General features: G+C 45.2%; 6 protein-coding genes. 5 read left to right on the plus strand and 1 reads right to left on the minus strand.

The genetic code is table 11. From position 1 onward, the window contains the following. Positions 1–4,491, minus strand: coding sequence for a non-ribosomal peptide synthetase (locus tag KAI36_RS05790; protein ID WP_220027221.1), 4,491 nt, complete (start codon positions 4,489–4,491; stop codon positions 1–3). Between the two features lie 584 nt (positions 4,492–5,075). On the opposite strand from KAI36_RS05790, the gene KAI36_RS05795 reads away from it, so the two are divergent. Genes KAI36_RS05795 through KAI36_RS05815 form a run of 5 tightly spaced genes read left to right on the plus strand, consistent with a single transcriptional unit; the run spans position 5,076 to position 14,718 of the window. Continuing rightward, positions 5,076–8,165: a cyclic peptide export ABC transporter gene (locus KAI36_RS05795; protein WP_258382255.1), complete on the plus strand. Its 3,090-nt coding sequence runs from the start codon at positions 5,076–5,078 to the stop codon at positions 8,163–8,165. Between the two features lie 38 nt (positions 8,166–8,203). Beyond that, a complete protein-coding gene (uvrA, locus tag KAI36_RS05800; RefSeq protein ID WP_220027223.1) occupies positions 8,204–11,119 on the plus strand; it encodes an excinuclease ABC subunit UvrA in 2,916 nt (971 codons plus the stop codon). Next, entirely contained in the window at positions 11,116–12,147 is a 1,032-nt protein-coding gene (locus KAI36_RS05805) for a class I SAM-dependent methyltransferase (protein ID WP_076292320.1), read from the plus strand. Before uvrA ends, KAI36_RS05805 begins: the two co-directional genes overlap by 4 nt. Positions 12,148–12,160: 13 nt before the next feature. Further along, entirely contained in the window at positions 12,161–13,567 is a 1,407-nt protein-coding gene (locus KAI36_RS05810; protein ID WP_220027224.1) for a condensation domain-containing protein, read from the plus strand. A gap of 2 nt (positions 13,568–13,569) precedes the next feature. Further along, on the plus strand, positions 13,570–14,718 hold the full coding sequence (locus tag KAI36_RS05815; protein ID WP_220027225.1) for an archaeosine biosynthesis radical SAM protein RaSEA: 1,149 nt from the start codon (positions 13,570–13,572) through the stop codon (positions 14,716–14,718). Positions 14,719–14,724 lie beyond the last annotated feature (6 nt).

Below are 14,724 nucleotides of genomic sequence, written 5' to 3' on the forward strand. Positions count from 1 at the left end.
TTATTCAAAAAGCAATTCAATATCCTCTTGGCTAATCCGAGCAGATTCAAAGTCCGAAGGAGTAAAGTGAACATTCTGCTGACTAAGTGTAAAATCAATCACACGGTTTAGAGTTTGGATATACATATGCATAAATTTAGTTATACTTTCTTTTTCAAACATTTCCGTGCTGTACATCATATGGACCACCAACTGGTCGTTAACAATCAGGCTGTTGATTTCGATGTCAGCCGTTAGATGATTGGCGTAGTCCACATCTTGAAGGCCTGGAGTATGCTTATATACATAGTCTGAACTCTGACTTTCGTGATCGAACTGTCCCAGATAATTGAAGCGTAGGGGACGAATCTCCTTCCTTTTTTCAATAGCTCCTAGCATGTATTTTAAAATGCCATAACCGATACCCTGTTGGGGAATGCGTCGGCGCAGTTCCTTGACATATGCAATGACACTGCCTATTTCTGTGCCTGGCACTTGAATACGTAAGGGATGTAACGCCGTAAACCAGCCAACCGTTCTGGATACGTCTACGTGATCCAGGCTTCTTCCGTGATGCTCAACCTCATAAGTGAAATCTTCTAAACCAATCCATTCCTTTACACTTAACGCCAAGGCAGCCAGCAGTAAATCCACAGGCTCAGTATGATAGGCCTGATTCGCCTTGGTGAGCAGTTTGTGCGTATGGACAGGGGAAAGTCCTCCTTCGACGACTGCACATGAAGCATAGTTTACGGCAGTGGCTGGCTGGCTTGTGATGAATGCTGGAAAATGGCCGTTGCCGCCCTCCATTTCATTCCAAAAATCAAGCTCCTCCCATAGATCCGCAGTAGTGGAATAATGATGAAGCTCCTTGGCAAAGGTTTGAACAGAGGCTGTTTTTCTTGAAAAATGTACCTCCATGCCTTCTTCTAAGGCATGATAAGCCTCCAATACATCCTCCAATATAATTCTCCAGGAAACTCCATCTACAACCAGATGATGCGCAGTGATGAACAATTCCCGGGTTCCTTGTCCGTGATCGAATATAGCTGCTCGAATAGGAAGACGGTGGGACAGATCGAAACTGGATTGCAAGCTATGCACCAGCTTATTGAATTCATGCTGCCGAGCCTCTGCTGAAATAGGAGTCATGTCATAACAATCCAGCTTGAACGGGATTGCAGTGAGTTCCGGGTTATAAAATAACTTGCCATCCGGGTGTATGCTCATCCTTAAAGCATCGTGATGTTCAATTACTTTGTGAAATGCCTTTTCTAGAGCAGAACGATCCATTTCATTTTTCAGCAGAAGCAAGACCGATTGATTATAGTGATGAGGATTATGAAATGACTGCTCCATAAACCACATGGAGATCGGTGTAGGCTGAATTTCACCGCTGATGGGAGCTGAATTGTACAATCTGCTCTTTTGGCGTGTGTAATGAGCAAGCTCTGCTATACTGGGATGCGCTAAAACATCCTGTACACCCACTTCCAAATCATAGTTATTTAATTTGGATGTCATCTGGATCGCTTTAATAGAGTCTCCGCCCAGTGCAAAGAAATTATCGTGGATACCTATGTTAGACGTATGGAACAGCTCCTCCCAAACCTGCACGAGAATGCTTTCCACCGTATTATGGGCTTCCTCATATATGTCAGTTAATCCAGAGGACATGTCTGGCACAGGAAGTTTTTGCTTGTCCACCTTGCCATTGGATGTAAGCGGAATGATTTCCAGCTGGAGTATGTGGCTTGGTACCATATAATGGGGAAGACAAGCATGTAAATAATTTTTGAGAAGCTTGGGAGAGATAACACGATCAGATACATAATAAGCACACAAAACGGGATATCTATTTGCATCGCCTGTTTCCACAACGTTTACGACAGCATGCTGGATGTCAGGATAGGACGATAAAGCTCCTTCAATCTCACCCAGCTCGATACGAAAGCCTCTGATTTTGACTTGGTGATCATTTCGGCCAAGGTATTCGATCAGGTCATTTTCCAGCCGTATCCCCATGTCACCAGTTTTATACATTCGTTCGCCAGAAACAAAAGGATTATCGAGAAACCTTTCTTTTGTGAGTTCCGGTCTGTTTAGATATCCTCTTGCCACTCCATGACCGGAAATGTAGATTTCTCCTTTTACCTGCACAGGAACAGGCTTTAAATGCGTATCCAGCAAATATACAGCCACGTTATCGGAAGGCACACCGATGGGAACGGATCTTCTGCTATCCCGGTCTGCATCATACATATGGATCATGCAGCCTACAACGGTTTCCGTAGGTCCATACTCATTGAACAGGGCAATACTTCCGCCAAACTTGTCATGAATGTTGTGAGCAAGACTGACTTTGAGATCTTCTCCTCCTACAATGCATTTGCGGACGCTCGATGTACGAATGTCCGACTCTTGTAGAAGGGATAAGTGTGCGGGAGTAAGCTTCACCACGGTTGTACGTTGGTCTTTCATAATGCGGAACAATACAAATTCCCCGGGATCATCATCCCTGTAGAGGTTTATGGCATGGCCGCTGATTAATGGGGTGAATATGGAAGTGACGGTCAGGTCAAAGGCTATTGATGAATAACAGGCAAAGACCTCGTGAGCTGCGGACAAGTAGGTTTTATTCGCCCACCATATGTAATTCACAAGTCCCTTGTGCGGAACTGCCACTCCTTTAGGTTTGCCTGTGGAACCGGAGGTGTAAATCACATAAGCAAGCTGGTCCGGTCCGCTTTGCGATTCCAGATTCGAGCAATCTCCATGGTACAGGGATGCATCGTCTACACGATAAACTCCTCTGGAAAATGAAATATCATCATCTAATGGTGCATCGGTAAGAAGCAAAGCAGCCCCGGAATCCTCCAGCATATAGCTAACACGGTCAGCTGGATAGTGAGGATCTATAGGCAGATAGGCCCCACCTGATTTCAACACAGCTAAGATCGAAATGATAAGCTCAAATGAATGCCCAGCCATGATCCCCACGATACTCTCTTGCCCAATACCACGGCTTTTTAAAAACCTCGCCAGTTGGTTAGCTTGTTCATTTAACTCACGATAGGTTAACGTGTGTTCTTCAAAGTAACAGGCAATATTAGTAGCTTTTTCAACGACTTGCTGCTCAAATAACTGAGTAATGGTTAGGGACGAGGGATAGGAAGAACGTGTTTGATTCAGCCCATAGATCAGCTCATTTTGTTCCTGCGGAGATAGCATTTCAATCTCTGCAATCGGGGTCTGTGGATGCTCGATCATCTCGCGAACTATATGAATGATATACTCAAACATTTTTGCGATCTGCGTCTCACTGTAAGAATTCACTTTATAGTCAAAGTCCAGCGTAATTCTTCCGCTCCCCTCCCAGTCACGAATAACCAGTTGCAGCGCATAAGGTTGATAACCACTGAAAACCTCCTGAACTTCATAGGGGTACCCATCAAATTGGGGACTAAATTTCATATTGTAATAATTAACACACATATCAAATAGACTGTTATATCCTTTTTGAGCAAGCTCCAGGTCACTAGCTAGAAGATCATATGGATATTTTTGATGAAAATAAAAATTCATCAGCTCCGCCCCCACATGCTTCATCAAAGAGCAGGCGTCTAAAGCTTCATCCAGTTGGATGCGAAACGGCATGGTGCTGGTGAACATGCCAAATGTATTTTTTTGTTTTTTTCCCGATCTGTTCAGGACTGGAGTCCCGATCACCACATCGGTTTCTTGAGTCGTCCGGTAAATGTAAAGCAGAAGGGCGGATACGAATAACACGTTTACAGAAAGTTTGGAGCTTCGGATAAAGGTCTGAATGATGCGTGAAGTTTCACTGTCGATGGTAAAGGAAGTTCGAACGGCCGAAATATCTTTGCTTTTGTTGATAGGTATCATGTCGGGTAAGGTTTGAAATTTTTCATGCCAGAATATTTTATTTTTTATAAAACGCTCAGATGTTAAATAGGCTTGTTCTTGATCAATGATAGGTATGTAGGAATATTCTTCATCATCAGGCAGGGGGGCGTGGTTAACCAGTAAAGTATAATACTGCGAAATTCGTTCAGACACGATATGTAAGGCCCAACCGTCTGCAATAATATGATGAAATTGACCCAAATAACCAACATCACCAGGCCCAAGTTTAAAAATAACAAAAGAATACAGTTTGGCATCCAACAGAGGCATAACCTGTCCGCTCACGGCCTTCAGCCATTGTTCAAAATGAAGCAACGGATCGGGCTCATGACTAAAATCAATACATGTGATCTGCTCCTTTTCATAGGGCTTTACATACTGTACGGGTTCTCCATTTTGCTCTTCGATCTGGATGCGGAGGCCTTCCGTTTTGGAAATGAAGAGTTGAATCGCTTTCTCCAGCGCGTCAAACTCTAGTTCCTTTTGAATGCGTACAAGTCCGGTCAGATTGTGCATGGCTGTCGTACCATATATTTTCTCGTTATACCAAACTCTTTTTTGAGAATGTGTTAGTGCATAGAACATCCATTAGCCTCCTTATACATGCAGATATTGAAAAACATAGAGTCTACATAAAAATGATCCTAGCCGACCCAATTAAAACAATCAAGCAGAAAAAATGTATTTTTAAACAAAAAATAAAACGGATTTTCGACAATTTTATTCCAATTTAAAAAGGCGAGTTCCCTTTAAAAGGTTTCCGTAGGTTTACAATGGAATTTTTAAAAAAGTGTGAATTAGCTCACTACATCCGATATGGATGAAATGTTAAGGTGTTAATACAATTTCGATAATATTGATAAATATTAATTTATTAAGTATTTCTGGTAATTGACTCTCCGATTTCGCAATCAATATCCTGGTATTCTTCCTTAATTTTCCTTTGAATAAATCCATTCCTATTTCACATATATTTACTCTTTAACTATTTGATTATCCATAAATTAAATATACAAATTGTGTATATTTATTCATGATGTTGAATACTATTTATCCTAGTTTTTTTATGTAATTACTAGAATAAATAGTCTTACATATATTGGCCAAGCAAGCTTTGATTACATATTACAAAGAAAGCTGGAGCGATTATGGAATGTAAAAAGATGATCATGAGAAAAATGGCAGCGGTTATCCTGATTTTCGCTTTAGTGGCTACATGTATTCCGCCCAGTCGTGCGGAGGCCGCAGCAGGATTGGATGCAAACACCACTCAGCGTTTGGAAGCATTTATTCATGAGAAGATGCAGGAAGGTCATATCCCTGGAATGACAGTAATTGTGGTTCGTGGAAAGGAAACGGCCTATCTCAAAAGTTTTGGGTACGCCAATGTGGACAAGCAGGTTCCTGTAACACCTGAGACCAGCTTTGAAATTGCCTCTTGCTCCAAAGGATTTACAGCACTTGCCGTGCTGCAATTACAGCAGCAGGGGTTGTTGAAGCTGGATGATCCCGTTTCAAAGTTTTTTCCATGGTTTCAAGCCAAGTATAAGCACCAAAATGTCGAGATTACACTGCGGCAGCTGTTACATCACTCCAGTGGCATTCCATGGTACACAATTACCGACATCCCGATCTCTAACCGTCCCGATTCACTGGAACAGGTTGTACGAAATGTGAATGGTCTGGAATTACATAATCGTCCTGGCGAACGCTTTGAATATGCCACCATTAACTATGCAATCGTGGGGGCTGTCATTCAAAAGGTCACAGGGCAGCCTTACGAAGATTATATGAAGACCCATATTTTTCAGCCTTTAGGTCTGAATAAAACCACTCTTTATCCCACAGAAGCCGCACCCACGATGGCAACAGGCTACAAGAACGGCTTTTTTCAAGCACGTGAATATCAATCCCCTGTCTTTAGAGGAAACCGTCCCGCTGGTTATATCATGATGGACGGAAATGACCTCGCCACTTGGCTCAAATATCAGTTGGGTAGCCTGAAATCTCCCATGACTCCATTAATTATGGAAACTCATGCGCCTGACCGCACCGTTACCCCCAGCAAGTTTGATATGTCGTCTTATGCTATGGGCTGGGCTGACTATCAAAGCGGAAACGGAGAGGTGTCCAAGGCTGGATTAAATCCGAATTTTTCTGCTTATATGGTTTTTCGCCCTCAGGATCAGCTGGCTGTAGGGATTATGGCAAACAACGGTACCACGTTAACGTATATCACCGGGCATGGTCTTATGGACATTTTACGAGATCGTCAGCCTGTGTCTCCGTATGAGCCAGATCAGAAAACAGACAATGCGTGGTCCGTTATTACGATCATGCTGGCATGTTATGTGCTGGCGGTAGTGGTCCTTTTGATGACGGTGGTACGGGATATCATCCGCAAACAACGTGTTTTGAAGCCTTTGAATCCAAAAAAGCTGCTCACATGGCTGCTATTTTTACTTTGCAGTACACCATTTTTGTATGGAGTTTATCTGGTTCCTACTGCCATGCAGGGTGTTTCTTGGACAACCGCGATTGTCTGGTCTCCATTTAGCTTTCCGTTTGCGATTGCAGTCTTGGGGCTGGGATTGCTTTTGAGCTTTGGCTACCTGGTGTTGGGTACGCTTTTTCCTAGCACAGACGAAAATAAACGCTCGCTTCCTTTACTGGTAATGATGAGCTTGCTGAGCGGGGTGGCGAATGCTTTTGTCATTTTTATCGTCAATTTCTCAATTGGCAGCGAAATACCGCTCAAATATCTGCTGTATTATTTCGGATTAGCGCTGGCGGTTTATATTTTCGGTCGCAAGCTGATTGAAACCAAATTAGTGAAGATTACCTACAACATGATTTATCGAAAACGAATGGAACTGATTCAACGTGTGCTACACAGCTCTTATGACAAATTAGAACGCATGGACAATGGCAAAATATTAGCCACTTTAAATAATGATACGGAGATGGTGGGTTTTTCGGCCAATGTGGCGGTTGGGTTCGCGACCAGCCTACTGACAGTCATCTGCTGCTTTGTTTATCTCGGTACGATTTCATTTTGGGGCACGATACTTTCTCTGGCTGTCATTGCGGTGATTGCCGCATTTTATAGCATCGTCAGCGGTACGGCTAACCGCTATTGGGAAGAGGCGAGGGATACCCAAAACGTGTATTTGGGGTTCATCGACCATATGCTCAAAGGCTTTAAAGAGCTTAGTATGCATGGACGCAAAAAGACGGAGTTTAGCAGCGATATTCAGGATAGCTGTGAACAGTATCGTCAAAAACGCTCCGTGTCCCGCATTAAATTTACCAATGCGCTGGTGCTGGGCGAGACGCTGCTGATTTTAATTTTAGGTGTAGTTACCTTTGTGTTCCCGACGATTTTCCCGAACATTAAAGATTACACATTAATTCAATTTGTTGTCGTGTTCCTCTACTTGATCGGTCCCATCAACGGATTGTTGCAGGCTGTGCCGGAGTTGTTCCAGATTCGGACCTCCTGGCGAAGAATTAAAGCCTTTATTGCGGAAATGCCGACTGATGACAGCGGAGAAGTGTATGATACTGCAAGTTTGGTGGATGAAGAAGTGGCTGTGGAACGAATGGGTTTTCATAATCTTAGCTTCGAGTACAGCAACGTGACCGGAGAGTCCAGCTTTCTGGTCGGACCTATTACACTGGAAGCGGCTAAAGGACAGATCATTTTCATCACAGGCGGCAACGGCAGTGGTAAAACGACACTTGCTAAATTAATGACTGCTCTCTATCCTCCACAAACGGGATACATGACGATCAATGGAGAAGTCATTGACGCCCGCACATCGGGTGAGTATTTTTCCACCGTCTTCTCTGATTTTCATCTGTTTGAGCGCTTGTACGACATTGATTATAAGGAAAAGCAGTCCGACATTGAGCGTTATCTGAAAAGGCTGGGGCTGGAGGAAAAAGTGACGGTCAAGGATGGATATTTCAGTACGCTCAAGCTATCAGGCGGGCAACGGAAGCGGCTTGCGCTTTTAATCTGTTATCTGGAGGATCGACCTGTATATTTGTTTGACGAATGGGCTGCCGATCAAGATCCGGAATTCCGAAAGTTCTTTTACCATACACTTCTGCCTGAAATGAAGGCGGCGGGTAAAATTATTTTCGCCATTACGCATGATGACCATTATTTCCATACCGCAGACCGGCTACTGAAGATGGAAATGGGGCAGATGAAGGAGCTGGAAGTGCTGAGTGCTGAAGTCAGTGGCTCATAACCAATCCATTAAAATTTATAAAAAAGTGTGGGTTTAGCATGCAAAACTACATTGTTGTCAAAGGTGCAAGACAACACAACTTGAAAAATATCTCCTTGCGGATTCCGCGAGATCAACTGGTTGTTTTCACGGGAGTTAGCGGCTCGGGGAAATCCTCGCTTGTCTTCAATACACTATATGCGGAAGGGCGGCGACGTTTAATGGAGTCGCTGTCCGCATATGAACGAATGGGTTTGCGAAAAACGGAAGAGGCGGATGTGGACTTGATCGAAGGGTTGTCTCCGGCAATTGCGATGGAGCAAAAGACGGTGTCGCGGAACCCGAGGTCAACCGTGGGTACATTGACGGAAATCTCCTCTTTTGTCCGGTTGTTGTTTTCACGAACAAGTCGGGCGGTTTGTCCCTACTGTCAGGAAGCACTGCCTGTGCAGACAAGGAAAAAAATCACGGAGCAGGTACTCCAATGTTCACCTGATACTTCAATTGAAATCTATGCGCCAATCCTTTCCATGCCACATGAAGGTCCTGTCGCGTTGCTGAAGGAAATACAAAAAAAAGGCTACACCCAATTAAACTGGAATCAAAAAATGCTGGATATAGAGCAAGCAGAAGTTTTGTTTTCCAGTATGTCTCCACAGGCCGTACGCCTAGGAAAAGGAGACAGTCAGCTGGAGGTACTGGTTGGCAGAATTACGATTTCAGCTTCCGTGGAGCAACGCAAAGATATTCAAGCTATGGTGGATAAAGCACTGGATTTAGGAGATGGCTGGATTCAAATTCGACCTGTGGTTGATAAACGATTCGTATGGAATCTAAATTTTGGCTGCTCCTGTTGTGGCATGGTGGCGAGTGAAATTTCGGCAGGAGCTTTCTCGTCGAATAGTCCTTTGGGTGCTTGTCCGACTTGTACAGGACTGGGCACTCATTATGAAGTAGATCTGGAACGTGTGATTCCTGATCGATCCAAAAGTCTAGCTGAAGGAGCGATTCAGCTACTTGGCTGGCAATGTGAGCAAGAGAAATTTCATAAAAATCGAAAAATTTTGGAGGGACTGGCGACCCGATATCATTTTGATCTGAATACGGCGATCAAGGATCTGCCAGATGAGGCGTTATACGCTGTGCTATACGGTACTCAAGGGGAAAAGATTGCAATTGAGAATCCTGCTACAGGTGGCAAGCTGATGCACGAAAGATTTGCAGGTATTGTGAATCTTATTTATGAGCGCTTTAACGCTAATGCCAAGGATGAAATGAGCGCCATGAAAGCGGAAGACAAAGAAGTGATGCGGGAACAAGTATGTCCGAGCTGCGGAGGAGCACGTTTGAAGGCAGAACGACTGCTATATCGTGTGGGGGACAAAACGATCCGCGATTTTTCGAACATGCCGTTGGTTGAGCTGTATGCAGGCTGTGATGAACTACTGCGAACTGCACCTCAAGTTTTCGTGAGTCTTGCAGCTGTGGCCCAGCCCATTTTACAGGAAATCAAGACTCGATTGACGCTACTGCTGGATATGGGACTGGACTATTTAGATCTGAACCGTCCGGTGACCCTGCTCTCGGGTGGTGAATCACAGCGCGTACGCTTGACGACCCAACTAAGCTCAGGGCTGATGGGCATGATCTACATTTTGGATGAACCCAGTGTCGGATTACACCCGAAAGATACCGGAAAAATGATAGCTATGCTTCACAGACTACGGGATTTGGGAAATACCATCTTGGTCGTCGAACATGATGAAGAGATTATGGCTCAAGCGGATTATCTTGTAGATATTGGGCCTGGCGCAGGATTGCTCGGCGGTGAAATTGTAGCACAGGGTACGGTGGAAGAAGTCATGAGCAATTCGAAGTCTTTGACAGGACAATATTTGAGCGGCAAGCAAGGTATTCCTGTTCCCACCCAACGAAGAAAGGCGCGTGACGGGAAATATCTTGAGGTGCTGGGAGCCAGGGAGAACAATCTACAGAACCTGAATATACGTATTCCATTGGGGTGTTTGGTTTGTGTTACAGGGGTATCTGGATCAGGGAAAACCACGCTGGTTCATAACGTAATATATGAAAAATTACGTTCTCGCCTGGATGGTAAATCTGCATATCTGAAGCACGATGTAGAGCTGAAAGGAGAAGCGTCGATTGATCAGGTGATCTGTATCGATCAGAAGCCAATTGGACGGACACCGCGATCCACTCCGGCTACCTATGTGGGGGTGTTTGACGCTATTCGAAAGCTGTTTGCCAGGACGGAAATAGCTAGGCAGTTCCAACGAAAGAGTGCACATTTTAGCTTCAATTCACCGGGTGGACGCTGTGAAGTTTGTTCAGGACTCGGGGTGATCGTTACTGAAATGCAGTTTATGTCTGACGTTGAAATGGTTTGCGAGACGTGCCGGGGCAGACGCTACAGCGAGGATATACTGGCAATTACATATCACGAGAAGAATATCGCGGATGTATTGGAATTGAGCATTGAAGAAGCTGCTGTTTTCTTCGCTGACCAACCGGATATTTACAGCAAGTTGAAGCTCATGAACGTATTGGGTCTTGGTTATATGAAGCTGGGTCAGTCTGCCACGACATTATCTGGCGGGGAAGCCCAGCGTATTAAGCTGGTAGAGGAGCTAAGTCAGTTAAAAAAAGGGCGCAGCCTGTTGTACATTTTGGATGAACCGACCACAGGCTTGCATCCCGACGATATTCAGCGACTGCTAACCATCCTTCAACAGCTCGTGGATGAGGGCAACACCGTACTCATCATTGAACATAACCTGCATCTGATCAAAACAGCAGATTATGTGATAGATCTTGGCCCTGAAGGGGGAACCCGAGGTGGACAGCTAGTGGCAGCTGGAACGCCTGAGCAGGTTGCGACCTGTGAGCACTCCCATACCGGAGCTTTTTTACGTAACTTAGGAATGGATTACGACGAGAACGAGGTGAGAGCATGAGCAACAGATTGGAACATTTACGCATTCTCCCGACAGGCCCCCTAAATTATTATCTGCAAAAGCGATACAACGATCTGCCATGGGTGCACAAGTTTGGCTTGGATCACATCAAGGTAAAGGGTGATTTTATACTCATTCATGCATGGAAGCCTGGGTATGTAAAGCTAACACGGGAACAGGCGAATCTTCTCAAAGCAGCCATTGAAAAAGGTGAAAACCCAGAGGACAAGCTTCCTCGGTTACCAGAATCATGGCTACTGGACGGAGAAGATGAACCTGATGTGGAAGGACTCTTGGCTAAGGTCATCGTGCCCGAGTTATTCGAACTGCTATCCCCGGAAAATCTTCAAGAAGACGTGACCAGTCCGCAATCTATCCGGTTAAGAGCTATTTTGGAGCGTGTCGCCGAGCATGTACCTGTTTTTCCAGCCATTCAGAATCCCTATGAGCTGCGTCGTTTTCTGGAGGTCGTGAAGAGCCAAAAGCCTAAAACAGTCGTTGAGATCGGGACAGCCAGCGGCGGTGTATTTTATTGCCTGAGTCAACTGGCCGATCCGGACGCGTTGCTCGTCAGTATTGATTATCCGGGTGGACCGTATGGAGGTGGTCAGGATGACAGTGAGGTGCAGCTCTATTCCAGCTTTGGCAGCACGGGGCAGCAGTTTTCTTTTATTCGAGACCGTTCATTTCACTGCTCCACCAAACAGGACTTGAAAAAGGTTTTAGGAGAACGGCAGATTGATCTTCTGTTTATCGATGGTGATCATTCCTACGGTGGAGTGAGTTCGGATTTTCGTATGTATCAAGAGCTGGTGGCACCGGGCGGCATGATTGCTTTTCATGATATCAGCATGCGGCCTGAAACGTGGGGAAGAGGTTATGATGTTGGCGTTTTCTGGGATGAAGTGAAACAAAGCTATCCTTCCTTTGAGGAATTTGTAGACCCAACGGGCTGTCGAGAGCCATTTATTCGTCACCCGCAAGAGGGACTGTTCGCATATGGGATTGGCACCATCATTCAATTGTAGGGGGAGAGAAACCATGAGCCACCGTCCATTGAACAAAACACGTGTGGAGGATGTCATTGGTTTGACTCCCATGCAGGAAGGAATGCTCTACCACTATTTACGGGACAAGGATACAGGAGCTTATTTTGAGCAATACAGCTATACGCTGCAGGGTCAGCTTGATCTATCTGTCTGCTGTGAGGCGTGGAAATGGACGATTCAACAGCATGAAGTGCTGAGAAGCGTATTCCGCTGGGAAAAGATCCAGAACCCGGTTCAGATTGTCCTGAAAGGACGCGTCCTATCTTTCACTTTCCATGACCTCACAGGAATGGAAGATATGGAGCAAGAGACGGTACTACAGGAGCTGCGCGAGGCAGAACGTGCTGTAGGATTTGACCTGTCCGAGGGCCCCCTACTGCGGACTACGGTGTTTAGGCTGGCGCATGATCGTCATATCATGATGGTCAGCAACCACCATATTGTGATGGATGGCTGGAGTAATGGCATTGTGCTGGGTGAGTTTATCCGGGCATATGATGCGCTGCGTGCAGGCCGGGAGCCAGAACGATTAGCCAAGCCGCGTTTTGGAGAGTACGTGAAGTGGCTTGGTACGCAGGATAGAAGCGGAAGCAAGGCATTTTGGCAAGCTTACCTGACTGGATATGAGGCTCAGCCCCTGTGTTTACCCGATACAATTGCTGGATCGGAAATAAGCGATACGGCTTGCGAATCGTATGTTTTGCAATCGGAGCTGGTGAGGGGGCTTGAAGCTGTTGCGAAGGAAGAATCCGTGACAGTAGGTACCCTTTTTACAGCGGCCTGGGGTATTCTGCTGCAAAAGGTTAGCAGACGTCAGGATGTGCTTTTCGGCACGACAGTGTCTGGTCGCTCTAGCAGCCTGCCTGGAATTGAACGGGTAGTGGGGCTTTTGATGAACACGGTTCCTGTACGGTTACAGTCAGGCAATGGTGATACGCTACAACAAGCCTTGCTCGATATTCAGCAAGCGAGCGTAGCGAGACAGCCCTACGAAACAACACCGCTTGTGGATATACAGTCTTACGGCAATTTCAGAAGCACAGAGCGTCTTTTTGATACGTTGCTTGTGATTGAAAATTATCCGCTGGAGATCAATCGACAGAGTGAATTGACCTTGGAATCCTTTTCTGGCCATAGCGTAACGGATTATTCACTTCTGGTGAGCATTCATCAAATGGAGCAAACAGCCATCCAAATCATGTATCAGCCCTCAAGATATGAACCATCCGCGATTGAACTGTTATGTGAACGTTATGTTGCTTTGCTCAGGCTGATCGTTACAGAAAGAGATTGTGCCATTCAGAATATTCACTCCTTGACGGAGATGGAAAAGAGACTGGAAGAGGTCTGGGCGATTGAATTTGACTATAGCCCGGATACTTTGAAAAGGAGTGTATGAAGATGAAGAAGCCGAAGGCTTGGGAACAAATGGATTCCTATCAATGGATGACCACGAAAGAAACCGCCCACTATTACCGACTCATCGCCAATTTAATGAAGGAGATTCACGCCAAAATTCCGGATGAACAGTATCATTTGGACAAAGTAGCGACAGAAACGGATATTCGTGAGGAAAACTTTCAGGGAAAAAACTATCAACGCGCAGTCATGTATTTAATGTCTAACGGATGTGAGTGGGCCCTGAAAAACGGAAATGGCTGCACCATGTGCGGTCATTTGGCTAAGCAAACACGTAAAGACGGCCCTCTCTCTGCCCATTATTATTTGGAGCAATTTAGTGAGGAATTTAAGCGGATTGATTTTAGCAAATATCCTTTACTCAATCTGTATAATAACGGCTCCATTCTCAACGACAATGAAGTTCCGGCTGAAGCGCTGTGGGAAATCATACGCATGGTTGGAGAAAAGCCTGAGATCAAAATGCTGGTCATCGAAACCAGACCCGAATTTGTAACGAAAGAAAATATGGCGGAAATTAAGCGCCTTTTACCGGATAAGCATGTGGAAGTCGCCATGGGGCTCGAAATGATTGACGATTTTTTGCGGTATGTATGCATAAACAAAGGCTTTTCCTTAAAGCAGTTTGACAAGGCCGCCCGCTTGGTGACCCAGGAGCTGAATTTACGTAGCTATGTGTTGCTGAAGCCGCCCTTTATTACGGAACAAGAGGCTATCGAACATGCCGTACAAACGATTGAGCATGCTTTTGAGCTCGGTACGACGACCGTTTCACTGGAAAGCTGTACCGTACAGGATTATACACTGGTGCAATATTTAAGTGACCAGGGTGCCTATAAACCGGCATGGCTCTGGAGCATCGTTGAGGTGGTAAAACGGACGGCGCATTTGGGCAAGATCATCGTCGGCTTGTTCCAATTTTATCCTTCTCCTGTCGGGGTGCCTTACAATTGTCCGCATTGCAGTGATCGAGTAATGGAGGCGTTGAAGGAGTATAATCACACTCTTGATCCGAGCGTTCTGGAACATCTGGATTGCAGCTGCAAGGCTGAATGGGAGAAGGAACTGAATCACGTTCATCCTCCTTTTGAGGAAAGACTGAGCATTTTGAATAGTGAATTAATCAAGTGATTCATT

This window comes from Paenibacillus sp. S02, assembly GCF_019454065.1.
GTDB lineage: Bacteria > Bacillota > Bacilli > Paenibacillales > Paenibacillaceae > Paenibacillus > Paenibacillus polymyxa_B.

Bases quoted from the DNA above. Each gene is read 5' to 3' on its own strand.
- KAI36_RS05790 (WP_220027221.1), bottom strand. From the start codon at position 4,491: ATGTTCTATGCACTAACACATTCTCAAAAAAGAGTTTGGTATAACGAG.
- KAI36_RS05795 (WP_258382255.1), top strand. From the start codon at position 5,076: ATGAGAAAAATGGCAGCGGTTATCCTGATTTTCGCTTTAGTGGCTACA.
- uvrA (WP_220027223.1), top strand. From the start codon at position 8,204: ATGCAAAACTACATTGTTGTCAAAGGTGCAAGACAACACAACTTGAAA.
- KAI36_RS05805 (WP_076292320.1), top strand. From the start codon at position 11,116: ATGAGCAACAGATTGGAACATTTACGCATTCTCCCGACAGGCCCCCTA.
- KAI36_RS05810 (WP_220027224.1), top strand. From the start codon at position 12,161: ATGAGCCACCGTCCATTGAACAAAACACGTGTGGAGGATGTCATTGGT.
- KAI36_RS05815 (WP_220027225.1), top strand. From the start codon at position 13,570: ATGAAGAAGCCGAAGGCTTGGGAACAAATGGATTCCTATCAATGGATG.